Raw genomic sequence first — 25,034 nt, forward strand, 5'->3', positions numbered from 1 at the left:
AAAAGTGGTTACGATTTGTTAGCCTACATCAAAACCAAAAACCCCCGGTAGATTTACCGAGGGTTTTGCTTATTCGAATGATTCGACGATATATCCGGCGGCGATGACGTCTTTTTTGCTTAACACAATCGACCCCAGCTCTTTCTTAACAGTGATCAAATGAGACTTGTTCGTAACGACGGAAGTCGTTTCTCCATCCTTAAGGTTTGCGGCATTAAGGCTAAATGCGGTTTCGCCTCCCGCGCGAACAACGTATACATTGGCGGTATCTTCAGATTGCGAAGCGGAAAGGCGCGGGTTTGCAGCGATCAGATCGGATAAGGTGATCCATTCCTTCTTTGAACTGAACGAAATCGTTTTGGTCGCACCATCGTAGGTTGTGCTGTAATTAAACAAGCTTGCGGCTTCACGAATCGGGACATAGGTCGTTCCATTAAAGACCAGCGCATCCGCGGTCAGCTTGGTTTGCCCATTCACCACGTAATTGAAGTATTTGATGGTCGCTTTGACCGTTTTTACCGCAGGAGCAGCCCCCGCCACGGATGCCGAGCCAATTAAGGCACACGCCGTAACCGCGAGTACGAACTTTTTCATTCGATTCCCTCCAATCGATTATCGTCCTTTAAAAATATTACACAGAAGCTTATCTAATGATATAGGATTTGTGGGTTATTTTGCTGGGAGCAGATCAGACGAAGGGACTAGCCCTAATCCAGAGAGATTGGGTCTTAGGCTTGTGCCTAAGCTCTTGCGAGGGTGCGCGCTTATGGCTTATAATGGAACTACGCGATTGACATAAGGTTAACGTTGAACGGCAAATCGTTAACCACCATGAGTGATTATCGGGGTATGGCGCAGTCAGGTAGCGCGCACCCTTGGGGTGGGTGAGGCCGTGGGTTCGAATCCCGCTACTCCGATCCTAGCAAACCGAAGAAACAGGCAAATTCAACTGAATTTTGCCTGTTTCTTTTTTTAACCACGAAAGCTAGCGAGGCAGTTGCCTCAAATCGTTAGTCGCCCATACCGTTCGTCCACTGTTCTCATACTATGCATTAGCTTGCATAAGGAAGGGGAACAAGGGAATGGAAGAGATTTATTATAATTGCTTACGATGCATGGGGAAGCGAGTTCGTATTTTAGCCTGTGACGGCGCCGTACACGAAGGCACGATCGTGAAGGTTGACCGGTACAATGTATATCTAAAAAGATCAGGAAAAGGCCGGGCTCAAATTTCGGCATTTTATCCGCCCTACGGTTATGGCTACGGATACGGGCCTTCTGGAGCGGCCGGGGATATTTTGACGCTGAGCCTGTTCACGCTGCTGGCAATTGCATTAATTTAAGGCTGAAACGTTCGCCTCCAAGGGATTGGAGGCATTTTTTTGTTCAATTTTGGATAGGATAAATTTAGGATATCCCCTGATAACCCTTGCCTTGTAGAACTTATATTTTTCTTGCGAAGCCTATGGGATTATGGTAAAATTCAATTTGTTGTGAATTCGGTGGTCCGCTGCGGATGATGAAGAAGAACAAGAGGTTCTTTGGAAGAGGCATGAACACCTGAGTGGAAGGAGGGAGTCCTAGATGAATATCGTACAAGCGATTACGCAAGAACAGCTTCGCAAGGATATTCCGAGCTTTCGTCCTGGTGACACTTTGAAAGTGTTCGTTAAGGTTATCGAGGGATCTCGTGAACGTGTCCAATTGTTCGAAGGTGTTGTGATTAAGCGTCGTGGCGGCGGAATTAGCGAAACTTTTACGGTTCGTAAAATTTCCAACGGTGTAGGCGTGGAAAGAACTTTCCCGCTTCATTCCCCGAAAATCGATAAAATCGAAGTGGCTCGCCGTGGTAAAGTGCGTCGTGCGAAGTTGTATTATCTTCGTGAGCTTCGCGGTAAAGCAGCGAGAATTAAAGAAGTACGTCGTTAATTTTCCGTTAACGAAGAGGGGGCTTGTATCCAATCAAGCCCCTTTGCTTTTTCTTCGGGAAGTTTCGAGTTCATTCACTACCTCCAGTACATATTTTAAGAGATAAGGAGAGGTCACGATCCATGGAGAAGCATGAACGTCAGGATTATCCGGAGGTTTCGCCGTCTTCCGGACGGGTGGAGCAGTCGCCAGACGGGCCAGGAGCGGTGCAAACGCCGCCTGCGGGCAAGAAGGAAAAAAGCGAGGCGCTGGAGTGGCTGAAAGCTATCGCCATCGCCGTTGTGCTGGTTCTCCTGATTCGTTGGCTTTTCTTTGCTCCGTTTATCGTCGACGGCCCGTCGATGCAGCCAAACTTTCATACGGGAGAACGGATCATCGTCAACAAGATCATTTATGATATCCGCGCTCCAAAGCACGGCGAGGTCATTGTTTTCCACGTTCCGTCGGAGGGGCGGGATTTCATCAAACGTGTAATCGGCGTCCCTGGGGATACCGTTCAAGTGGAAGGGGATACGGTGACGGTCAACGGGAAGGTCGTAGACGAGAAGTACATTAAAGATGTCGTGATCGAGAAGCATAATAATAACGAGCTGTACAATACGGAAGCGAATTTTCCCAACGAGCTGGTTCCGGATGGAACCGTGCCGGAAGGATACGTATTTGTACTGGGGGATAACCGCTCGAATAGCACGGACAGCCGGCGGATCGGTTACGTACCTTACAAAGACATCGTAGGTCGGGCAGATCTGGTGTTCTGGCCGCTGTCGGATCTGAAGTTTATCCGGCACTAGACGTTGCGCAATAGAATGGGAGAAACGTGAGGGAAGGCGCGTTCTTGGGACAGTGAGGTGAAGGTATATGACAATTCAATGGTTTCCCGGCCACATGACCAAGGCACGCCGGCAAATCCAGGAGAAGCTCAAGCTGATCGATGTGGTCATCGAGCTCCTTGACGCGAGGTTGCCTCTGTCGAGCCGCAATCCGATGATCGATGAGATTTTGCAAGGTAAGCCGCGCTTGATCGTATTAAATAAATCCGATTTGGCCGACCCTGCGGTTACGCGGCAATGGATTGCTTATTTTAAGGAAGAAGGGCATCTGGCCGTTGAAGCAGACGCCGCCAGCGGGCAAGGCTTAAAGGAGATTCCCCGCTTGGCCAAGGAACTGCTGAAGGAGCGGATCGAGAAGCAAATCGCCAAAGGCATCAAGCCCCGGGCGGTTCGAGCTTTAATTGTCGGAATCCCGAATGTTGGGAAATCAACGCTGATTAATGGCTTAGCTGGTCGTAAAATCGCCGCCACCGGCGACAGACCCGGCGTCACCAAAGGTCAGCAATGGATCAAGGTTGGCACGGAGATGGAGTTACTCGACACGCCGGGTATTTTATGGCCGAAGTTTGAGGATCAGAACGTCGGCTACCGGCTGGCCGTGACCGGTGCGATCCGCGAAGAGATTTTGAACGTGGAAGACATCGCTTTTTTTGCCGTAAAATATTTGGTCCGGTATTACTGGGAGCCGTTCAAAGCGCGGTTTGAGCTGGATCAGCCGCCGCGAGACTTCGACGATCCGGACGAAATCGTTGCGATCATGGAAGCGGTGGGGCGTAAACGCGGTTGCCTCATCAGCGGTGGACGAGTGGATTTGGAGAAAGCATCGGGGATTCTGCTTCGCGAATTGAGAGCCGGGAAGCTGGGCAGATATTCGTTGGAAGCCCCCTATTAATAAATGAAAGCCGCTGGCGGTTTGGAGATCCTTCTTCAGATCGCCGGCGGCTTGTTTTTTTAGCGAAAGGCTGTAGAATCGAAAGAGGATTGCCGATAAAATAAGGGAAGCATCGTAATTTATAGAGATGAAACCGATAGAGTGATGGATGCGCTCCAGGCGTGGAACCCTCATTTCCGAGTCCGGAGATAGGAACCAACAACATAGAACAGCTAGCAACGGGGGAAGTTTCGCGAGAACAAGGAGGCATTATGGACGATTTATTAAAATATGAGCGCGAGTACTGGCAAGCGGGATATCCGCATATTGCGGGGATCGACGAAGTGGGCAGAGGCTGCTTGTTTGGAGATGTGGTAGCGGCTGCGGTCATTTTGCCGCAGGGGCTCGTGTTTGAGGACGTTAACGATTCGAAGAAATTAAGCGCCAAGAAGCGGGAGAAGCTGTTTGATCTCATTATGGAGCAGGCGATTGCCGTGGGGATCGGATTTGTGGATGCGGCTACAATTGACCAAATCAATATTAAGCAGGCAACAAGGCGGGCGATGAAGCAGGCGGTCGAGCAGCTGACGATTCAGCCGGATTTTCTGCTCATCGATGCGGAGAAGGTGGATGTACCCATTCCCCAACTTTCGGTGATCAAAGGGGATGCCACCAGTCAGTCGATCGCGGCCGCTTCGATCGTTGCCAAGGTGACTCGGGACCGTTTGTGCCAGGGCGAATGGGATGCACGTTATCCCGAATACGGAATCGCCGTACATAAAGGTTATGCAACCAAGCTGCACCGCGAACAGCTACTTGCATTGGGGCCAACGCCGATGCATCGCAAGAGCTTTATGCGCAATTTGTTCGTGGAAGAACAAACGTTGTTTTAACTGGCATTCCTTACCCGCTCTCGATCGAGGCGGGTTTTCCATATCCTAAACGAAATCAAAGGGGGGAGCTTATGAATATCGGACCGCTGCTGCGCAGTTTGATGGGGGACGTTCGTTCCGGGGAGCCGAAATCGCTGGAACTCAAGACGGGGCAGGTGGTCCGCGGCACGGTCTTGTCCGTCTCTGACGATGGGCAAGTGGCCGTCATTCAGGTCCAGGGCGTGAAGCTTCACGCTGCCTTAGAGACGCCGATGCGCCCGGGGGAAACAACGCTTCTGCAGGTGCAGCCGGAATCGAAGGACGGTTTAGCGGTCTTGAAGCCAATTTCCTCGGACCCGGGGACCGTCCTGTCTCCCGCTTCTCTTGCTAAGGCGCTCGAATCGCTGGGACTTGAGAATACGCCGGCGAACCGGGAATTCCTGCAGATGATGCAGAAAAGCGGAATTCCGTTAACGCGGGAAAATTTGTCGCTCCTGCAGCAGGTCTCCGGGCTAAAGCCGGCTGGAGTGCCGCTGTCGGAGTGGATTCAGGCGGCCGGCATTGCTTTTGGACGGGGGCTTCCGATCACCGGTGAAACGGTAGCGGGGTTGCACCAAGCTGTTTTTGGACCTCCGCTGCACGTCCTGCTGTCCTCGCTGGAGGAGCAGATCGCCGGCTTTTTGCGCCAAGCGGGGCCGGACATGACCGGAAACGGAGGACATACCGGCTCAGGCTCGGCGGCTGGCTCATCGGCTCAGACGGGGCAAACGGCATCCCCCTTGCTTGCGGGGGGCACCGCTTCTCCAGCGCCCGGGTCGAATGCCGGGACGGCCGCCTGGGGAGCAGCACAAGCAGGGACGCTGCCGAGCGGCGGAGGAGCCCAGCCAAATCAGGCAGCTGGGTTGGTGCAGTTAGCCCGGCAGGGCGCTTTTGCGGTTGCCTCGGGCGGGCCGCAATCCCCGCAGCCGGGGCTGCAGGGACAGCAAGCCGCAAGTGCACCGGGCGGAGCGCTGGTCGCTAAGCTGCAAGCGGTGCTGGCGGAGCTGCAATCGTCCGTGCTTCCGGAGGGCACGGACTTGCCGGGCCGCGCGATGGCCGGCCCGGCAGGAGGCGCCGCCGCCGATGGCAAGGGCCCGGCGGCGGCCGCGCCGCAAGGCGAAGGGCCCGCAGGGCCTTCGCCGGCGGGCACGCGCCCCACGCTCGCGGCGGAGCCGTGGGTGGGGCGCGTGCTGAAGCTGCTCGGTGCGGAGCACGAGCAGCAGGCGCCGCGCGACCGCGCCGGCGGCGAGCCCGCCGGCCGCGGGAGCGCAGGAAGCGCCGCCTGCGGCCGGCGCTTCGGCGCGGGCCGCCGCCGGGGGCGCGGAGGCGCCCGGCGGCCAGGTGCCCGGCAGCGGGCCTGCGGCCGCGCCGGAGGCGGCGCCAGCGCCGCTGCGCCATGCGGCAGCGGCGGGCGGTGCGGCCCCGGGCGAGGCGGAGCTCCCGCCGGGAAAGCGCAGCCGCTTGGCGCCGAAGCAGCCGCCGCAGCCGCTCGCAGCGGCAGCGGCGTGACGGCGGCGAGCACGGCTGCGCATGAGACGCTGAAAGGCCTTCTCCTGCAGGTGATGGCCTCAGACGAGCTGCCCGCGCCGCTCCATGGAGGGGGGGGGGGGGGGGGCGGCGCGCCAGCTCGTACAGCAGCTGACCGGGCAGCAGCTGCTGCTCAATACCGACCGGACCGCGCCGTTTGCGCAGGTGACGATGTTCCTGCCCTTGATCGGTCCGGACGGCCGGCAAACCGCCGCCGTGCACATCGAGTCGCGGCGCGGACGCAAAGGCGAACTGGATCCGGCCAATTGCCGGTTATGGTTCGATTTGCAGATGAAGACGCTGGGGCAAATCATGGTCGACGTACAGGTCGCCGACAAGAAGGTGCTGCTCAAAATCTACAGCGAAAAGGAAACGACCGGAGCCTTTTTGGAATCCCGCCAGGAAGAAGTGAGTACGGCGTTGGAGAAGGCGGGCTATCGGCTCTTATCGCTCAAGGCGGAGCCTTTGATCAAGCCGGAGGGGGAGGAAGGCAACGAAGCGGATTTCAGCCAGCCGATGTCTTATGCGCCTAGCGTATACAAAGGAGTGGATTACCGCGTATGAAGGAGAAACCGCAAGCGCCCAGCTTGGCTTTCAAAAAAGCAGTCGCCTTGAAATACGACCCCGGCCAGGGAGAGGCTCCGGTCGTTGTGGCCAAAGGCAAGGGCCTGATCGCTGACCGGATCCTTGACGCAGCGCTGGAGCACGGGATTCCAATCCAGGAGGACGCCGCATTGGTTGAGGTGTTGTCCAAGCTGGATTTGGATCAACAGATTCCTGCCGAACTGTATGACCTGGTTGCCGAAATTCTGACCTTTATTTATCGATCGGATAAAATGGCGGAAAGAGGGTTGTTCTTTGAGTAACCTTGGCATCAATGGGCGAAGAGGAGATGGCCGCAAAGAACGCGGCCGGAAAGCGGAACAGGCCGCTTGCGAGCATCTGATTTCACAGGGATACACGATTCTTGAGCGGAATTGGCGCTGCCGCAGCGGAGAACTCGACATCATTGCCAGGAAGCGAGACGTTCTCGTGATCGTAGAAGTCCGAAGCCGCAGCCAGCAGGCTGCGGCTTTCGGCACGCCGGCGGAGTCGGTGAATGCCCGCAAAATCAAGCAGGTTCGTGATACAGCCGCGGTTTATTTGCATCGTACGGGTCAATCGGACGCCAACCTTCGCTTTGATGTAATTGCGGTGACGTTCGGACGAGGCGATAATATCGCGCTGGAGCATATTCAAGCCGCTTTCTGACGGGGACTCATCCCGCAACTTCATGCCGCCGGTCCAGTTGCCGGTATTGGATCGCTTCTGCGACATGCTCGGCACGAATATGGACTTCTCCTTCCAGATCGGCAATCGTTCGGGACAGCTTGATGATCCGGTCATATGCCCGCATGCTCAGCCCCAGCGTGGCAAAACAATCCTGCAGCAGCTTGGTCGCATCACGGTCTAGCGGGGCAAATCGACGCAGCAGGCTGCCGGACAGCTCGCTGTTCCGGGAGATCCGGCAGCCGCGATAGCGTTCCTGTTGAATCCGTTCGGCTGCCATCACCTGTTCCCGCATCGCTGCGGAATCCAGCGGCTGAGGATCGTCCTGCCAACGCTGCGGGCGAGGAACCTCCACCTGCATATCAATCCGGTCTAATAAGGGGCCGGATATTTTTTCGCGGTATTGAGCGATTCGCCAAGGCGAGCAGGTACAGGCGGGCAGCGGCGGCTCGGCACCGAGATAGCCACACGGACACGGATTTAACGATCCCGCCAGCAGGAAATGAGCAGGGAACGTGAACGACGCCCGGGAACGGCTGATGGTGACGACGCGATCCTCCAGCGGCTGGCGCAATACCTCCAGCACGTTCCGGGAGAACTCGGGCAGCTCGTCAAGGAACAACACGCCATGGTGGGCAAGGCTGACTTCCCCCGGCTTCGGGATTCCGCCCCCTCCAATCAGACCGCCGGCGGATATCGTATGGTGCGGCGAACGAAAGGGGCGGCGCTGGATTAGTCCTTGCCCGGAATCATTGAATTTGCCGGCAGAGCTGTAGATTTTCGTGACCTCTAACGATTCTTCCAGCGTTAAGGGCGGCAGGATGGAGGGGAGTCGTTGCACCAGCATTGTCTTGCCGGTACCGGGCGGCCCGATCAGCACGATGTTATGGAACCCGGCGGCAGCGATGACCAGCGCCCGTTTAATTTGCCGCTGACCGATCACGTCGCTGTAATCGAGCAGGGGAGGAAGCTCGGCCGTTGTCCCCGTGCCTTCCGGCTTTTTCTCAAGATGGTTTAAGGTTTGAAGGACAAGCGGAGCCTGCTCTTGATGCACCTGAATGGAGTGCAAAGGCAACGCAGCTGCCACCTCCGAGTCCTTCGCTTCGTGCGAGGGAGGGGCGAGTTCGCTCAAATGGCTGAGGGCATAAACTCGAATACCTCCAAGCAGCAGCGCTTCTTCGGCATTATTCTGCGGGAGCAGCACCGCCGTAAAGCCATCGCGCCGTGCCCGATCCACCATGGACAGAACGCCTGGTACAGGACGCAGCGTGCCGTCCAGCGACAGCTCTCCGATGATCAACAAGCGCTCCTCCGGCGGCAATCTCACCTGGTCACTAGCCGCCAATATTGCCAGCGCGATGGCCAGATCGAAGGCCGAGCCTTCCTTGCGCAGGTCAGCCGGCGCTAAATTAATCGTTACGCGCTGAAGCGGAAAGCGATAGCCGCAGTTTTTGATCGCTGCCCGGACCCGGTCAATCGCTTCGCGAACGGCCGAATCCGGCAAGCCGACGATGCTCGTTTGCGGAATGCCGCTGGACAAGTCAACCTCAACCTCGATGATCACGCCGTCAATGCCGTACAAGCAGGCGCTGTGTAGTTTACCGTACATAACAAAAAAACACCTCATTCCTATCGATTTAAGCTTTGCTTGGGCAAAGCCTGGATTGGAAAAAGGTGCTTCCTTATTTTCCCGATTCATTTAGTTACACGTATTCTAGGACGAACGTTAACGATTGTCAAGTTGGCAAACCTACGCTGCTAAGGCGAAGCAGGGGAGGTATCAGAATGTGATTTCGGGAGGAAGCTGGCAAGCATTTTTCTCACAACCTAAGATATTTTCATAAATTGCTGAAATTCGTCGAAATCCATCTCATGATGAGATGCGTGTGGGCGCAGTGTCAATTTTGGGCTGAACAAATTGGCGCGAGTTTTTCCTGTCCCTGCAACTCCTTGAAACTTTGAAAGCGATTCATTGCACTTTGGCCATTCTCCCCTGCTGCGTCAATTATTCATCTCAACTTGAGATGAAAATGATATAAAAAAGTTGTGTATAAATGATGAACTTTTTGAGGAAAGCGTTTCAAAAAAGTGGTACAATATTCTGGGTTTCAGCTGATGTTTTCGAGAAGGGGGACCACAAGCCGCTGGTTTTTGGACCCTCTAAAATACCGCCTGTTGATAGGAGGATTTTACGCATGAATATCCATGAGTATCAAGGAAAAGAAGTCCTAAAGCAGTACGGTGTGGCCGTTCCTGAAGGACGCGTAGCGTTTACGGTCGAGGAAGCTGTGGAAGCGGCGAAAGCGCTGGGGACCCCGGTTGTCGTGGTCAAGGCGCAAATTCATGCCGGAGGCCGCGGTAAAGCCGGCGGCGTCAAAGTGGCCAAAAGCTTGGATGAGGTGAGAACCTATGCTCAGGAACTCCTCGGCAAGGTACTGGTCACGCATCAAACGGGACCTGAGGGGAAAGAGGTCAAACGCCTCTTGATCGAGCAAGGCTGCGATATCAAGAAGGAGTATTACGTTGGCGTTGTCGTGGACCGTGGAACGGGCCGCGTGACGATGATGGCCTCTGAGGAAGGCGGCACAGAAATCGAAGAAGTGGCAGCCGCAACTCCGGAGAAAATTTTCAAAGAAGTGGTTGATCCGGCTGTCGGCTTGACGCCGTTCCAAGCCCGCAGATTGGCTTACTCCATTAACATTCCTAATGAATTGGTAGGCAAAGCTACGCAGTTTATGCTGGCTTTGTATGAAGCTTTTGTGGACAAAGATTGTTCCATCGCGGAGATTAACCCGCTCGTCGTCACTGGCGATGGCAACGTCCTGGCGCTGGATGCGAAGCTGAATTTCGATTCCAATGCGCTGTTCCGTCATAAGGACATTTTGGCGTTGCGCGATCTGGAAGAAGAGGACGAGAAGGAGATCGAAGCCTCGAAGTACGACCTCAGCTACATTGCGCTCGATGGTAACATCGGCTGTATGGTGAACGGGGCCGGTCTGGCGATGGCGACGATGGACATCATCAAATATTACGGCGGAGACCCGGCGAACTTCCTGGATGTTGGGGGAGGCGCAACGGCGGAGAAGGTCACGGAAGCCTTCAAAATTATTTTGTCGGACGCCAAGGTGAAAGGGATTTTCGTGAATATTTTCGGCGGCATCATGAAATGCGACGTGATTGCTTCGGGGATCGTGGAAGCCGCGAAGCAGGTCGGTTTGGACCGTCCGCTCGTTGTGCGCCTTGAGGGAACAAACGTTGATCTCGGCAAGCAAATTCTAGCTGAATCGGGGCTGGCAATCGTCTCGGCAGATTCGATGGCGGATGGCGCTCAGAAGATCGTTTCGCTCGTCTCGTAATTTAGAGTGGTACCTCACATTGCAATCACCTATCCATAAGGGGAGGCTCGAAATATGAGTATTTTGGTCGATAAGAATACGAAGGTCATCACCCAGGGAATCACCGGGAAAACCGCATTGTTCCATGCCAAAGGAGCGCTTGACTACGGCACGCAAATGGTTGGGGGAACGTCTCCGGGCAAAGGCGGCACGAAGGTAGATATTACCTTGGAGAGCGGCGAAACCGTCAGCCTGCCGGTGTTTAACACGGTTCGCGAAGCGAAGGAAGCGACGGGGGCTACCGCCAGCGTTATTTATGTACCGCCGGCATTTGCAGCCGATTCGATTCTGGAAGCCGTGGAAGCGGAATTGGATCTGGTCATCTGCATCACAGAGGGGATTCCGGTCCTCGATATGGTGAAGGTGAAACGTTATATGGAAGGGAAAAAGACCGTACTGATCGGTCCGAACTGCCCGGGCGTCATTACACCAGGCGAATGCAAAATCGGCATCATGCCGGGTTATATCCATTTGCCAGGTCATGTCGGCGTCGTATCGCGCAGCGGTACGTTGACGTATGAAGCGGTGCATCAATTGACAACTCGCGGCATCGGGCAATCTTCGGCGGTTGGCATCGGCGGCGATCCGGTGAAGGGCTCGGAGTTCATCGATATTTTGCGCCGGTTTAATGATGATGACAACACGCATGCCGTGATCATGATCGGGGAAATCGGCGGAACGGCCGAAGAAGAGGCAGCCGAATGGATCCAGAAAAATATGACGAAGCCTGTCGTTGGCTTTATCGGCGGTGTGACGGCTCCTCCAGGGAAACGGATGGGGCATGCCGGTGCGATTATTTCCGGCGGTAAAGGAACGGCGAAGGAAAAAATCGCTAAGCTGGAGTCCTGTGGCATAAAAGTAGCGCCTACGCCTTCGGAGATGGGCGCAACGCTGGTTAGTGTTCTGGAAGAACGCGGCCTTTTAGAATTGTGCACGACACGCTAAGCTATTTTTGATATAATCATACCCAAAGGTAAGCAACCTTCTTAGCCATAAACGGCTCGAGGAGGTTGCTTTTTTTATTTTTCAAGGAGGGATTAGATGTGGAGAAGAAATGGGTACTAGCGGGATTACATGAATTCCCCGGGGTAGGCTGGAAAACGCTGCAGCAAATCGTTGCATATGATGAGGACTGGGAGCATGCCATCGAGTTTACCGCAGCGGACTGGAGGGAGCGGGGACTGGGTCCAGAACTGTCACTTCGGCTGTCGGAGCGGTTCACTCGGGACTGGATTGAGGCCCAACTGGAACAGTACGACGGTAAAGGCATACAGGTAATTACAAGGCTGGATTTGGAGTATCCTATTTTAATGAAGGAGACCGCTCAGCCGCCATGGGTTTTGTATGCTCTAGGCGATACCAGGCTGCTGAACGGCCTCTCTGTCGCGATGGTCGGTACGCGGACGCCAACCGCCTATGGACGAAAGGTAGGAGCTGCCTTAGCCGGTGAGCTTTGCGCCCTTGGGATCACGATCGTGAGCGGGATGGCCCGCGGGATTGACGGAGTTTGCCATGAAGCGGCTTTGCAGGCAGGAGGAACAACCATAGCCGTATTAGGCACTGCGATCGACGTTGCTTATCCTCCGGAGCATGTCTCGATGTATCGCCGCATCGCCGAGCAAGGGCTTGTCATCTCGGAATATCCGATCGGTACACCTGGCCATCCCGGGATGTTCCCGCAGCGCAACCGGATCATCGCGGGAATTGCTCATGGTACGGTGGTTGTGGAGGCCGACGCCCGCAGCGGTTCCTTGATCACGGCCGATAAGGCGCTGGAGGAAAATCGCGACCTGTTTGCTGTCCCCGGGCCGATTACCTCGCCGAAAAGCCGGGGCACCTTGTGGCTTTTGAAGCAGGGAGCCAAAATCGTAACCGAAGCCAAGGATATTTGGGAGGATTACGAGGCCTTTTTACCTGCCGCGAAGGAGACGAAAAAGGAAGCGGTAACAGGAAACAAGTTGACAGATGAGGAGCGCCGCATATACCATATGTTGGAGCAGGGCATCACGAGTTTTGATGATCTGCTAGTGCAGACCGGGTGGGATTTTGGACTTTTACATTCAGTTCTGTTATCTTTAATCATGAAAAAAACGGCGGTTCAACTCCCCGGCTCCGTATACCAGCTAATATAGTCCATTCCTAACCGAGAGTGGCTTGAATATATGACTATATGAGTATTTTACCTGATTACAATGAACACCAGTTTTTGAGTTTCGTATTGTTTGAGAGGAGGACGAACCTGTGGCGGATTCACTCGTCATCGTGGAATCGCCTGCCAAGGCGAAAACGATTGGCAAATACTTAGGCAGCAAATACATCGTGAAAGCCTCAATGGGTCATGTTCGCGATTTGCCCAAGAGCCAAATTGGGGTTGAAGTAGAGAACGACTTCAGTCCGAAGTATATTACAATCCGTGGGAAGGGTTCTGTATTAAAAGAATTAAAGGATGCCAGCAAAAAAGTAAAAAAAATCTATCTGGCAGCCGACCCCGATCGCGAAGGAGAAGCGATTGCCTGGCATCTGGCCCATGCGCTGGACGTGGATGAAAAGGATACTTGCCGCGTCGTATTTAATGAAATTACGAAGCAAGCGGTTAGAGACGCCTTCAAAAACCCGCGCCCCATCAACATGGACCTGGTGAACGCGCAGCAAGCCAGACGGATTTTGGACCGGCTGGTTGGTTATAAAGTCAGCCCGCTGCTGTGGAAGAAGATCAAAAAGGGGTTGTCGTTTGGCCGCGTTCAATCCGTAGCGGTGAAAATCATTTTGGACCGGGAGAATGAAATCTCTGAATTTGTTCCGGAAGAATACTGGAGCATTACGGCGAAGCTGAAAACCGGAGGCTCTTCGTTCGAAGCGAAGTTTCACCAGTACCAAGGCGAGAAAATCGAGCTGAAAAACGAACAACAAGTTCAGGTAATTCTGAAATCGATCGAGAATGCCAAGTTCAGCGTGGTCGATGTGAAGGAGAAGGAACGTCTCCGCCATCCGGCCGCGCCGTTTACAACCAGCTCCCTACAGCAGGAGGCTGCGCGCAAGCTGAATTTCCGGGCAGCCAAAACGATGTCGATCGCCCAGCAGCTGTATGAGGGGGTTGACCTCGGCAAAGAAGGGACCGTCGGTCTGATCACTTACATGCGTACAGACTCGACGCGGATCGCCACTTCAGCCCAAGAGGAAGCAAAGCAATATATCCTGGAGAAATTCGGTGAAGCTTACGCCCCTGAAACGCCGCGTCAGTATTCCAAGAAAGCCGCTAGTGCCCAGGATGCTCATGAAGCGATCCGTCCGACATCGTCGATGCGTGATCCGGAATCGGTGAAAGAGTTTACTACCCGTGATCAGTATCGGCTGTATAAATTGATTTGGGACCGTTTTATGGCCAGCCAAATGACGTCTGCCGTGCTGGACACGATGTCGGTGGATATTGCCGCCGGCGAAGCGACGTTCCGTGCGGTTGGGTCGAAGATCCGCTTCCCTGGCTTTATGAAGGTGTATGTGGAAGGTAACGACGATGGAAATGCCAATGAGGACGACAAGTTTTTACCGCCCCTGGAGAAAGGGGAAGAGCTGGCGAAAGAGTCGATCGAACCGAAGCAGCATTTTACCCAACCCCCGCCTCGTTATACGGAGGCGCGTTTGGTTAAAACACTGGAGGAGCTCGGCATTGGACGCCCTAGTACGTACGCGCCAACCCTAGAAACCATTCAAAAGCGCGGCTACGTGGCGATTGAGGACAAGAAGTTCGTCCCTACCGAGTTAGGCGAGCTTCTCATCGAACAGACGGAGCAATTCTTCCCGGAAATCCTCGATGTGGAGTTTACCGCCCATATGGAGGAGGACCTGGACCATGTTGAGGAAGGCTCCGAGGATTGGGTAAGGGTGCTGAGCGAGTTTTATAAATCGTTTGAGAAACGGCTTCGGGTTGCGGAAGAAGAAATGAAGGAAGTCGAAATCGAAGACGAGGTCTCCGACGAGATCTGTGAAAAATGCGGAAGACCGATGGTTTATAAATTGGGACGTTTCGGGAAGTTTCTGGCCTGCTCGGGGTTTCCGGAATGCCGGAATACGAAACCGATCGTCAAGGACATCGGCGTCACCTGTCCGAAATGTAAAGAAGGCCATGTGGTCGAGCGCCGGAGTAAAAAGGGACGGGTCTTCTATGGCTGCGACCGTTATCCGGAGTGTGACTTTGTTTCGTGGGATAAGCCTTCACCGAAGCCTTGTCCGAAATGCGGTTCGATGCTCGTAGAGAAGCGAAATAAGCAAGGCGGGAAGCTGCAATGTACCTCCTGCGACTACGTGGAAGCCATTGAAGATAACGACGATACAGATGATTAAGATGAGCCCGCGTTTGTGCGGGCTTTGAGACAGCTTAGAAATTCAGCATGAGATTTAGTAGGGGGACATGAACATGACGAATAAAGTAACGGTCATCGGCGCGGGATTGGCCGGCAGTGAAGCGGCATGGCAAATCGCGAGCCGCGGCATCCCCGTGGTGTTGTACGAAATGCGCCCGGTTGTGAAGACGCCGGCGCATCATACCGATAAATTTGCCGAGCTGGTCTGCAGTAACTCTTTGCGGGCCAATGGGTTAACGAACGCCGTTGGCGTTCTCAAAGAAGAAATGCGGATGCTGAACTCGCTGGTGCTTGGTGCGGCGGATCGCAATGCGGTGCCGGCCGGCGGCGCGCTGGCCGTTGACCGGGACGGATTCTCTGGAGAGATTACCCGGACGCTGAGAGAGCACCCGTTGATCGAAGTCGTGAATGAAGAAATCAAGGAGATCCCGCAGGACGGGATTGTCGTGATTGCCACCGGGCCACTGACGTCTCCTGCCCTTTCGGAGCAAATTAAGCGGTTGACCGGCGAGGACTATTTTTACTTTTACGATGCTGCCGCTCCGATTGTGGAGAAAGATTCGATTGATATGAGCAAAGTGTACCTGGCTTCCAGGTACGACAAAGGTGAAGCAGCCTACTTGAACTGCCCGATGACGGAGGAGGAGTTCGACGCTTTCTATGATGCGTTAATTCATGCGGAGGTAGCTCAGCTGAAAGACTTCGAGAAGGAGATTTACTTCGAAGGCTGTATGCCGATCGAGGTGATGATGCGGCGCGGCAAGCAGACGGCCCTGTTTGGGCCGATGAAGCCGGTTGGTCTCGTCAACCCGCACACCGGCAAGCTCCCGTATGCTGTGGTGCAGCTGCGTCAGGATAATGCAGCCGGCACGTTGTACAATTTGGTAGGCTTCCAGACCCATTTGAAATGGGGCGAGCAGAAGCGCGTCTTCTCGATGATTCCAGGTCTGGAGAATGCCGAGTTCGTCCGGTACGGCGTGATGCACCGTAACACCTTTATCAACTCGCCGAAGCTGCTCATGCCAACGTATCAGTTGAAGGCACGGCCGTCGCTCTTCTTCGCGGGTCAGATGACTGGTGTCGAAGGTTACGTCGAGTCCGCTGCTTCCGGTCTGATTGCGGGGATTAACGCAGCCCGAGCTGCCGCAGGCCAGGAGGGCATCGTCTTCCCTGCGGACACAACGCTGGGCAGTATGGCGCGTTACATCACCACCGCAGACTTCGAACACTTCCAGCCGATGAACGCCAACTTTGGCTTGTTTCCGAAGCTGGATACCCGCTACCGCAAAAAAGCAGAGAAAAACGAAGCGCTCGCGCAGCGCGCGCTGAATAGCTTGCGATCCTTTATGGCAGAAGAACGGTTGGGTTAATCCACCGTTTTTTTGCAATCTAGGGGGTAAACGGGTTATGCTGAAATCAAGGACGTTCATATGATAGAACTGGCCCATTATCATACGTAGTAAACGAACCCATTGCCTCAGTCCCTCCTGCGTAAATTCGAATTGATGAAAAACGTAAGGGCTGAGAACATACAAGAGAGGAAGGCGAACAAACACATGGAGCTATCTTTTCACGCTACAACGATTTGCGCTGTACGCCACAATGGCAAAGGCGCCATTGCCGGTGACGGGCAAGTCACGTTTGGTCAGAACGTCGTGATGAAGCAAACGGCCAAGAAAGTCCGCCGGTTGTACCGCGGTCAAGTGGTTGCGGGTTTTGCCGGTTCGGTCGCCGATGCCATCACGTTATTTGAGAAATTTGAGGGGAAACTGGAAGAGCATTCGGGGAACCTGCAGCGGGCAGCGGTTGAACTGGCCAAAGATTGGCGCCAGGACCGCGTGTTGCGCAAGCTGGAGGCTTTGATGATCGTCATGGACAAAACCGGGATGCTGCTGATTTCCGGCGGCGGGGAAATTATTGAACCGGATGATGATGTGCTGGCGATCGGGTCAGGGGGGAACTTTGCTCTGTCGGCTGCGCGGGCGCTCAAACGCCATGCTACAGGGTTGGAGGCGAAGGATATCGCCCGCGAATCCTTGCAGATCGCTTCGGAAATCTGCGTATATACGAACAACAACATTATTGTTGAGGAGCTTTGAGTATCGTTGATACTATCGTGTCAGGGGGACGAATCATGACCGAAAAAAATTTAACGCCAAGACAAATCGTAGCCGAACTGGATAAATACATCGTAGGACAGAAACAAGCGAAAAAATCGGTTGCTGTCGCGTTGCGGAACCGTTACCGGCGCAGCTTGCTCCCGGAGGAGGTTCAGGATGAAATTGTACCTAAAAACATCCTGATGATCGGACCGACCGGGGTGGGGAAGACGGAAATTGCCCGCCGTCTCGCCAAGCTGGTTGGTGCTCCCTTTGTTAAAGTGGAAGCAACGAAGTTCACTGAGGTTGGTTATGTAGGTCGAGACGTCGAGTCGATGGTGCGCGATCTCATCGAAACGGCGATCCGGACAGTAAAGCTTGAGCGTACCGAGAAGGTGAAAGATAAAGCGGAAGAGCTTGCGAACGAGCGCCTGGTTCAGATCCTGGTTCCTTCAGAAAATAAAACAAAAGGCGTTCGCAATCCGTTCGAGATGTTGTTTGGGGGCGGTAACGGGGCGAACACCTCCGCTCAGGAGGAGCCGGAGGAAGACAGCACGCTGGCCGAACGCCGACGTCAGGTGCGCTTCAAATTGTTGTCCGGTCAGATGGAGAACGACATCGTGGAAGTTGAAGTTGAAGACAACACGCCAACGATGATGGATATGTTTGCCGGCCAGGGCAACGACCAGCTTGGCATGAACATGCAGGAAATGTTTGGCAATCTCCTGCCGAAACGCACCAAGAAGCGGAAGCTGACCGTCAAGGAAGCCCGCAAAGTGCTGACGCAGGAGGAAGCGGCGAAGCTGATCGACCAAGACGATTTGATTCAGGAAGCAATCACGCGGGCAGAGCAATCCGGGATCATCTTTATCGACGAAATCGATAAAGTTGCCAGCCGGGGACAGGGCTCGGGTCCCGACGTATCCCGTGAGGGCGTACAGCGCGATATTTTGCCGATCGTGGAAGGCTCGACGGTGATGACCAAATACGGTCCGATCAAAACAGATTATATTTTGTTTATTGCGGCAGGAGCTTTCCATATTGCCAAGCCATCTGACTTAATTCCTGAGCTTCAAGGGCGGTTCCCGATCCGGGTTGAGCTCGACAGCTTAACGCTGGAGGACTTTGTGTCGATCTTAACGGAACCGGAGAACGCCTTGACGAAACAGTATATTGAATTGCTGCGAACGGAGGATCTGGAAATCGAGTTCTCGGACGCAGCGATCCATGAAATCGCCCGTATTGCGGCCATGGTGAATGCGAATACCGAAAACATCGGTGCCAGACGGCTGCACACCATCCTGGAGAAGCTCCTGGAGGATCTGTCCTTTGAAGCGCCGGAGCTGACGCTGGATAAAATGGTCATCACTCCGGAATACGTGCGGGAGAAATTAGGAAATATTGCCCAGGATCGAGACCTCAGTCAATTTATTTTGTAGAAAGATTCATGAACGTGGGGTTAGGGCCTTGTTTTTCAAGGACCTAATCCGTTTTTCACAATTTTGACGAAAATTAGGCCACTTTGCCGTAATGGCGGGTGGTCTTTCTTATTGGATTTTGTTGGATAATGGCGATGATTATGTAAAAATTTCATTTTTGACCAAAAAACGAGATAAAGTATCGAAAGATAGGGCTTTTTTCTTATTGTAAATATGTCGAATCTCCATGAAACTTAGGATATATGACATTATTAAACAAATTTCATGTTAGGACGTTAGAAAGACAAAAAGAAAGACATAATTAGCAAAAAATTGTCAAAAAAAGAGGATTTATTTATTGTTTGTAGAATCATTAATGATTAAGATCAAATGAGCCTAAGGGGGGAATTAAAGTGCAGTTGTTGAACGGACTGGGATTTGACAGGCTTGAGACTGCCATCCAGGCCGCAAATCTCCGGCAAGGGGTTATCGCTAACAATATTGCGAACGTAGACACCCCTTACTTTAAGCGCTCCAGCGTGTCCTTTGAAAGCATGCTGCAAGCGGAAATGAACGGTAATATGCCGGCACTCCAAGGGAGAAGAACGGACGTGAGGCATTTCGTTATAGGACCAACGACGGAGGTTCCCGAGCCGGTGGTAAGTGTGGATCAGAGTACGGCAATGAACAACAACCAGAATAATGTCGATATCGACAGTGAAATGACCAAACTTGCCGAAAATCAGCTGAGATACAATGCGTACATCGAACAATTGAACTATTTAATCAAAATGAAACGCACTGTCGTGGAAGGGAGATAATCGGACTTGAATATCAGTGATAGTTTTGGGATTAGTTCTTCCGCCTTAACCGCACAGCGTCTTCGCATGGATGTGATTTCCTCCAATATCGCGAATGCTGAAACAACCCGGGCTAAGATTGTAGACGGCAAGGCCGTTCCTTACCGGCGCAAAACGGTGGTCATGGCACCCAAGGAAATGGATTTCGACAGTGCCTTGAATTCAGTAATGGGTAAGGAAGTGAGCAGTCAAGGGGTGAAAATTACCAAAATTCAAGAGGACCCCTCACCGCTTAAACCGGTTTACAATCCGACCCATCCTGATGCGGACAGCGAAGGGTATGTCTATATGCCTAATGTTGATATTTTGAAAGAAATGGTAGATATGATTTCGGCAACTCGCTCTTATGAAGCAAACGTAACGGCGCTTAACGCCAGTAAGGCGATGTTTACCAAAGCCTTGCAAATCGGGAAATAGACCAAAAGTAGACTTACATAATTTGTGATTGGGAGTGTTGCACGTTGATCGAGAGAATGAGTTTTGACTCCTTGAAGCCGCTAACCGGAATGCAGACGTCCGGTAATGAACAGAACCTCACGCCTGCGCAAGCGATAAAGCAATTTAGCTCCTATCTAAACGATGCACTGGAAGGAGTCGCTGCTCAGGAAGCCAATGCCCAACAAGTGAACAACCAGTTCCTGTTAGGAAAAGTAAGTGCCGACGAGATGATGATCGCCTCGGAGCAAGCCTTGTTAAGTTTGCAGTTGACTACGCAAGTCCGGAATAAAGTGATCGAAGCTTACCAAGAGATTATGCGTACGCAAATTTAAGGATTGAAACATGCTCGGATGAGGTGACATTGTGAATGAGAGAATTACACAGTACCGGGATCGATTTTTAGGGTACTGGAACCAATTTAGCAAAAAACAAAAAACGTTATTAGTCTCGACGGCGACTTTTATCCTGCTCGCGATCATCTTGCTGACGATTCAATTTTCCAAAACGGAATATGAAGTAGCCTTTACGGGTCTCGATTCGACTGATGCGGCAGGGATTATCAATTACTTGGAATCCGGCGGAATCTCGTACAAGCTTGGACCGGACGGTACGACCATTTCGGTGCCTAGCAAAGACGCGGCACGGGTTAAGGTTGATGTCGGTTCACAGGGAATCGTACAGAACGGTTCGATCGGTTTGGAAGCCTTCAATGAAAGTTCTTCCTTAATCGGGATGACGGACAATGAATTTAACGTCAAGTACAAAAACGCCATCAACGGCGAGGTCGAACAGCTGCTGAAGAGAATGCAGGGCGTTAACGATGCCAAGGTACTCATTAACTTGCCGGTAGAAAACGTGTTCGCTAGCCCGGATGAACAGGAGAAAGCGACAGCATCTATCGTCCTCACGTTCAAGCCGGGATATCGTCCGAATCAGGAAGCCATCGATGGATATTTTAACTTGGTTAAAACGTCGGTCCCTAACTTGCCGGTGGAAAATATCTCGCTCTCCTCGAGTGATGATACGATCTTGCTTCCAAGCGGACAAGGCGGGACGACAGGCTCACTGACCTCGGCGGTTCAAGAGAACATGGCGCTGCAGAAGAAGTTCGAAAGCGATGTGCGCCAAAGCGTAAAGCAATTCCTATCCAGACTGACCGGTCCGGATAAGATTGAAGTGCTGGTCGCTTCCAAGTTGAATTTCGACCAAGTTAGCCAGAAAGACAATCTGGTCACTCCAGTGGATACCGAAAACATGAAAGGTATCGAGATCAGCGCACAAAAAGTGCAGAAAAGCTACACCGGATCGGCGAATCCAACGAGCGGGGTACCTGGAACTGGGGAAGAAGATGTTGTGAACTATCCTTCGTCGGAAACGAACGGCGGGTCTTCCTCGGAAGAAAGTTCGTCGACGATTAACTACGAGGTTAATCGAATTACGAAGGACATTATCGCCAGTCCCTATGTTATTAAGGATTTAACCATTAATGTGGCCGTTGAACCACCCGAAGGTCAGGAAACTTTGGATGAAAATACTCGGTCCGCGATCGAAAATATTCTGAAAAATATCGTTGGATCCTATTTGGCTGACTCTGGTACTACATATACAGACGAAGAATTGCAGAGAAAAGTTTCAGTGTTGTCTCAGCCATTCCATTCGGATACTGTCCAAAAAGCCGGGTTGAGTTTATCAAGCCCGTTGGTATGGGGAGTAGGAGGTGCAGCTCTGCTGGCGCTGGCCGGTCTCGGAATCGTCTTGTTCCGCCGCCGCAAGCAAGCGCAAGAAGAGGAAGAAGAGATCGCGCTGCCTCTTACGCCTGAGTTTCCATCGATCAATTTGGATACAGTCACGAATGAGAACCAAGTGCGTAAACAGCTGGAGACGTTGGCCAAGAAGAAGCCTGACGAATTCGTTAACTTGCTTCGCACCTGGCTGGCTGATGAATAGAGGTGAATGTATTGTCCAAAACATCGAGTCCGGTTTTGACCGGGAAACAAAAGGCAGCCATTTTGTTAATTACGTTAGGGCCGGAAGTGTCGGCGCAAATCTTCAAACATTTGCGGGATGATGAAATCGAGCAGCTCACGCTGGAAATTGCCAACGTCCGTAAAGTTGACAGCGCCGAGAAAGAAATGATTATGGCGGAATTCCACCAGATCTGCTTGGCGCAGGAGTATATCACCCAGGGGGGCATCACTTACGCCAAGGAAATTCTGGAGAAGGCGCTGGGCCAGTCCAAAGCGGTGGACATCATCAACCGTTTGACGGCAACCCTTCAGGTCCGGCCATTCGATTTTGCCCGTAAGGCAGATCCAAATCAAATTCTGAACTTTATCCAGAACGAAAACGCGCAGACAATCGCTTTGGTGTTATCCTATTTGCAATTTGAACAGGCGGCAGCCATCTTGTCTTCACTTCCTCAGGAGAAGCAAGCGGAAGTAGCGCGGAGAATCGCGATGATGGATAGCACGTCGCCGGAGGTCATCGCTCAGGTGGAACGCGTGCTGGAGCAGAAGCTCTCTGCTACGGTTACGCAGGATTACACCAGCGCCGGCGGCATTGAATCGATCGTCCAAATCTTGAACGGAGTCGACCGGGGGACGGAAAGAACGATTCTCGATTCGCTCGAAATCCAGGATCCCGAGCTGGCCGAAGAAATCAAGAAGCGGATGTTCGTCTTCGAGGATATCGTCAATATCGACAACCGTTCCATACAGCGGATTATCCGCGATATCGAGAACAGCGACTTGCAGCTTGCCCTCAAAGTGGCCAGCGAAGAAGTTCGCGAAGCGGTCTTCCGCAACATGTCGAAGCGGATGTCCGAGACGTTCAAGGAAGAGATGGAATACATGGGGCCGGTGCGGCTGCGTGACGTGGAAGAAGCACAAACCCGCATCGTAGCTACCATTCGCAGGTTGGAAGAAGCAGGTGAAATTATAATCGCCCGCGGCGGAGGAGATGACATCATTGTCTAATTTGATCAAGGTGTCTCAATACGTACCGGTTGAAATCTTGAAGCAGCTGAATTTAGCCAAGGTTCATCCGACAACCGAGGACCCGTCATCCACTCACACCGAGAATCCGGTCGTTCAAGGTCCTTCCGCTGAAGATCTTGCGGCCGAAGAGACGAGACGTCAGATGTTGGCGGATGCGAAAGAGTTCGCCGAACGTCAGGTCAGGGACGCGGCGGAGCAAGCGGAACGCATGCTGGCCGAAGCACAGAAGCAAATCGAAGCCTGGTGGCAAGAGCGCCGTGAGCAGGATGAACAGATGATCGAAGCCGTTAAAGCGGAGGGCTTCACTCAAGGCTACGAGGAAGGGAAAGCGCAGGCCGAAGCAACGATGCGCGCCCAGATCGAAGAGATGATGAATGAAGCTGGTTCCGTTCTGCAACAGGCTTATGTGGAGAAAGAACGCATCATTCAGGAAGCCGAGCCGTTTCTAGTCGAATTAAGCTGTGCGATTGCCGAGAAAGTCATCGACAAGCAGCTTGAGCTTAAACCGGAATACGTCATCGATCTGATCAAGAAGAGTCTGGCACGCAAACGCGAGCAAGGAATTTTGACGCTGTGCGTTTCGCCAAGCGATTTTGCCTTCGTGCAGGCGGCAAGGGAGGAGCTCAGCCTTGCCATCGACTCGCAGGCTGAACTTCAAATTTTGCCCGACCCGACCGTCAAGGATCGCGGCTGTGTCATCCGCTCCTCCTTCGGCAGCGTGGATGCCAGAATTGATACACAATTGACGGAGATTAAGAAGGAATTGTTGCGGGTTTCTCTACAGATGGAGGAGCGGGGGCAAGCGAATGACGAGTTTGAAAGCTGAACGTTACATTGATCATCTCAGACAGCTTGATCCGATCCGAATCAACGGGAAGGTGACGCAAGTCATTGGGCTGATGGTCGAATCCGAAGGCCCGGATGCCAGTATCGGCGATCTCTGTTACATCTATCCGAGTAAAGCGGCGCAACCTTTGCAGGCTGAAGTCGTCGGATTTCGCGATAACAAGGTATTGTTGATGCCGCTCGGTGAGCTGCAATCGATCGGACCTGGTTGTGATGTCGTTGGGACCGGCAAACCTTTGACGGTACAGGTTGGATCGGAGCTCCTTGGTAAGGTGCTGGACGGCTTGGGGCAACCGCTGGACGGATCGCTGCTTCCTTCACGGATGGGCCACTATTCTACCTATAATAAGCCGATGAATCCGCTGAATCGTCCGCGGGTCTCCGAACCGATTGGCATTGGAGTACGGGCTATCGATGGTTTGCTGACAATTGGCAAAGGCCAACGGGTAGGGATTTTCGCCGGCTCCGGGGTCGGGAAGAGTACCTTGATGGGGATGATTGCCCGCAATACCTCAGCAGATGTGAACGTGATTGCGCTCGTTGGGGAGCGGGGACGCGAGGTGCTTGACTTTATTGAGCGGGATCTTGGCCCGGAAGGATTGGAGCGCTCTGTTGTCGTCGTTGCAACCTCCGATCAGCCGGCTTTAATCCGGATGAAAGGGGCTTTGATCGCCACAACCATTGCGGAGTATTTTCGGGACCGCGGGCTCAACGTCATGCTGATGATGGATTCCGTCACCCGTTACGCGATGGCGCTGCGTGAGGTAGGGTTAGCCGTAGGTGAGCCTCCTGCCATGCGCGGTTACACCCCTTCCGTGTTTGCCGCCTTGCCGAAGCTGATGGAGCGGGCAGGAACGGGACCAACCGGTTCGATTACCGCCTTCTATACCGTGCTCGTTGACGGTGACGATATGAATGAACCGATTGCGGACGCCGTACGCGGGATATTGGACGGGCATATCGTTTTGAACCGCGGGATCGCGAACAAAGGTCACTTCCCCGCGATTGATATCCTAGCCAGCATTAGCCGGGTCATGAAGGATATTGTGTCGGATGAGCAAAATGAGGCGGCCGAAAATCTGAAACGATTGATGGCTGTTTATAAGGATTCCGAGGATTTAATTAATATCGGCGCTTATCAACCCGGATCGAACCCGGACATTGATGAAGCAATTGGGGCCATTCAGCAGATATGGAACTTTACGAAGCAGAAGGTTAATGAGAAGGTCACGCTCGCCGAAGTCCAGGAACGGCTAATTTCCGAATTCGCAAGGAGATGAAACG

Annotated in this window: 24 protein-coding genes and 1 tRNA gene; 23 read left to right on the forward strand and 2 right to left on the reverse strand. The window is 53.1% G+C overall.

Annotated features, from left to right (window positions below; translation table 11 throughout):
• Nucleotides 1–69: 69 nt before the first annotated feature.
• Nucleotides 70–594, reverse strand: a complete 525-nt coding sequence (locus U9M73_RS04465; protein WP_009222982.1) for a stalk domain-containing protein — start codon at nt 592–594, stop codon at nt 70–72.
• 249 nt (nt 595–843) lie between these two features.
• Between U9M73_RS04465 and U9M73_RS04470 the strand changes: the two genes are divergently transcribed.
• The 9 genes from U9M73_RS04470 (at nt 844) to U9M73_RS04510 (ending at nt 7,319) form a co-directional block, all read left to right on the forward strand.
• A tRNA-Pro gene (locus tag U9M73_RS04470) sits at nt 844–917 on the forward strand.
• A gap of 165 nt (nt 918–1,082) precedes the next feature.
• The gene (locus tag U9M73_RS04475; protein WP_260071975.1) at nt 1,083–1,343 is read left to right on the forward strand and encodes a hypothetical protein; all 261 of its coding nucleotides are present in this window, start codon (nt 1,083–1,085) and stop codon (nt 1,341–1,343) included.
• A gap of 241 nt (nt 1,344–1,584) precedes the next feature.
• Entirely contained in the window at nt 1,585–1,929 is a 345-nt protein-coding gene (rplS, locus tag U9M73_RS04480) for a 50S ribosomal protein L19 (RefSeq protein ID WP_059045398.1), read from the forward strand.
• 122 nt (nt 1,930–2,051) lie between these two features.
• Nucleotides 2,052–2,720, forward strand: coding sequence for a signal peptidase I (lepB, locus tag U9M73_RS04485; RefSeq protein WP_397376645.1), 669 nt, complete (start codon nt 2,052–2,054; stop codon nt 2,718–2,720).
• A 67-nt stretch (nt 2,721–2,787) separates the two neighbouring features.
• Entirely contained in the window at nt 2,788–3,651 is an 864-nt protein-coding gene (gene ylqF / locus U9M73_RS04490; RefSeq protein ID WP_260071976.1) for a ribosome biogenesis GTPase YlqF, read from the forward strand.
• A 251-nt stretch (nt 3,652–3,902) separates the two neighbouring features.
• Complete coding sequence (locus tag U9M73_RS04495; RefSeq protein WP_323076441.1) at nt 3,903–4,523, forward strand: ribonuclease HII; 621 nt, start codon at nt 3,903–3,905, stop codon at nt 4,521–4,523.
• 71 nt (nt 4,524–4,594) lie between these two features.
• Nucleotides 4,595–6,601 (forward strand): flagellar hook-length control protein FliK, encoded by a 2,007-nt coding sequence (locus U9M73_RS04500; protein ID WP_323076442.1) that lies wholly within the window; start codon nt 4,595–4,597, stop codon nt 6,599–6,601.
• A gap of 27 nt (nt 6,602–6,628) precedes the next feature.
• Nucleotides 6,629–6,934 (forward strand): EscU/YscU/HrcU family type III secretion system export apparatus switch protein, encoded by a 306-nt coding sequence (locus tag U9M73_RS04505; protein WP_323076443.1) that lies wholly within the window; start codon nt 6,629–6,631, stop codon nt 6,932–6,934.
• Nucleotides 6,927–7,319 carry a YraN family protein gene (locus U9M73_RS04510; RefSeq protein ID WP_323076444.1) on the forward strand — a complete coding sequence of 131 codons (393 nt, stop codon included), beginning with the start codon at nt 6,927–6,929 and terminating at the stop codon, nt 7,317–7,319. Before U9M73_RS04505 ends, U9M73_RS04510 begins: the two co-directional genes overlap by 8 nt.
• A gap of 7 nt (nt 7,320–7,326) precedes the next feature.
• Here U9M73_RS04510 and U9M73_RS04515 read toward each other — a convergent pair whose 3' ends face one another.
• Nucleotides 7,327–8,946 carry a YifB family Mg chelatase-like AAA ATPase gene (locus U9M73_RS04515; RefSeq protein ID WP_323076445.1) on the reverse strand — a complete coding sequence of 540 codons (1,620 nt, stop codon included), beginning with the start codon at nt 8,944–8,946 and terminating at the stop codon, nt 7,327–7,329.
• Nucleotides 8,947–9,532: 586 nt separating this feature from the next.
• Between U9M73_RS04515 and sucC the strand changes: the two genes are divergently transcribed.
• The 14 genes from sucC to fliI all read left to right on the forward strand — a co-directional run bounded on the left by sucC (nt 9,533) and on the right by fliI (nt 25,030).
• On the forward strand, nt 9,533–10,693 hold the full coding sequence (gene sucC / locus U9M73_RS04520; protein ID WP_323076446.1) for an ADP-forming succinate--CoA ligase subunit beta: 1,161 nt from the start codon (nt 9,533–9,535) through the stop codon (nt 10,691–10,693).
• Nucleotides 10,694–10,747: 54 nt separating this feature from the next.
• The gene (sucD, locus tag U9M73_RS04525; protein ID WP_009222993.1) at nt 10,748–11,677 is read left to right on the forward strand and encodes a succinate--CoA ligase subunit alpha; all 930 of its coding nucleotides are present in this window, start codon (nt 10,748–10,750) and stop codon (nt 11,675–11,677) included.
• A gap of 98 nt (nt 11,678–11,775) precedes the next feature.
• The gene (gene dprA / locus U9M73_RS04530; RefSeq protein WP_016312455.1) at nt 11,776–12,864 is read left to right on the forward strand and encodes a DNA-processing protein DprA; all 1,089 of its coding nucleotides are present in this window, start codon (nt 11,776–11,778) and stop codon (nt 12,862–12,864) included.
• Nucleotides 12,865–12,973: 109 nt separating this feature from the next.
• Complete coding sequence (gene topA, locus U9M73_RS04535; protein WP_323076447.1) at nt 12,974–15,073, forward strand: type I DNA topoisomerase; 2,100 nt, start codon at nt 12,974–12,976, stop codon at nt 15,071–15,073.
• A gap of 67 nt (nt 15,074–15,140) precedes the next feature.
• A complete protein-coding gene (gene trmFO, locus U9M73_RS04540) occupies nt 15,141–16,463 on the forward strand; it encodes an FADH(2)-oxidizing methylenetetrahydrofolate--tRNA-(uracil(54)-C(5))-methyltransferase TrmFO (RefSeq protein ID WP_323076448.1) in 1,323 nt (440 codons plus the stop codon).
• Between the two features lie 186 nt (nt 16,464–16,649).
• A complete protein-coding gene (gene hslV / locus U9M73_RS04545; RefSeq protein WP_009222997.1) occupies nt 16,650–17,192 on the forward strand; it encodes an ATP-dependent protease subunit HslV in 543 nt (180 codons plus the stop codon).
• A gap of 35 nt (nt 17,193–17,227) precedes the next feature.
• Nucleotides 17,228–18,631, forward strand: coding sequence for an ATP-dependent protease ATPase subunit HslU (gene hslU, locus U9M73_RS04550; RefSeq protein WP_260071521.1), 1,404 nt, complete (start codon nt 17,228–17,230; stop codon nt 18,629–18,631).
• A 392-nt stretch (nt 18,632–19,023) separates the two neighbouring features.
• Nucleotides 19,024–19,431 (forward strand): flagellar basal body rod protein FlgB, encoded by a 408-nt coding sequence (gene flgB, locus U9M73_RS04555; protein ID WP_009222999.1) that lies wholly within the window; start codon nt 19,024–19,026, stop codon nt 19,429–19,431.
• A gap of 6 nt (nt 19,432–19,437) precedes the next feature.
• The gene (gene flgC / locus U9M73_RS04560) at nt 19,438–19,887 is read left to right on the forward strand and encodes a flagellar basal body rod protein FlgC (protein ID WP_009223000.1); all 450 of its coding nucleotides are present in this window, start codon (nt 19,438–19,440) and stop codon (nt 19,885–19,887) included.
• Between the two features lie 44 nt (nt 19,888–19,931).
• On the forward strand, nt 19,932–20,240 hold the full coding sequence (fliE, locus tag U9M73_RS04565; protein WP_009223001.1) for a flagellar hook-basal body complex protein FliE: 309 nt from the start codon (nt 19,932–19,934) through the stop codon (nt 20,238–20,240).
• A 31-nt stretch (nt 20,241–20,271) separates the two neighbouring features.
• Entirely contained in the window at nt 20,272–21,855 is a 1,584-nt protein-coding gene (gene fliF, locus U9M73_RS04570; RefSeq protein WP_323076449.1) for a flagellar basal-body MS-ring/collar protein FliF, read from the forward strand.
• A gap of 11 nt (nt 21,856–21,866) precedes the next feature.
• The gene (gene fliG / locus U9M73_RS04575; protein WP_036643741.1) at nt 21,867–22,883 is read left to right on the forward strand and encodes a flagellar motor switch protein FliG; all 1,017 of its coding nucleotides are present in this window, start codon (nt 21,867–21,869) and stop codon (nt 22,881–22,883) included.
• Entirely contained in the window at nt 22,876–23,730 is an 855-nt protein-coding gene (locus U9M73_RS04580; protein ID WP_323076450.1) for a FliH/SctL family protein, read from the forward strand. The genes fliG and U9M73_RS04580 overlap by 8 nt, the downstream gene beginning before the upstream one ends.
• The gene (gene fliI, locus U9M73_RS04585; RefSeq protein WP_009223005.1) at nt 23,711–25,030 is read left to right on the forward strand and encodes a flagellar protein export ATPase FliI; all 1,320 of its coding nucleotides are present in this window, start codon (nt 23,711–23,713) and stop codon (nt 25,028–25,030) included. Before U9M73_RS04580 ends, fliI begins: the two co-directional genes overlap by 20 nt.
• Nucleotides 25,031–25,034 lie beyond the last annotated feature (4 nt).

Origin of the sequence: Paenibacillus phoenicis (assembly GCF_034718895.1) — a bacterium.
Taxonomy (GTDB): domain Bacteria; phylum Bacillota; class Bacilli; order Paenibacillales; family Paenibacillaceae; genus Fontibacillus; species Fontibacillus phoenicis.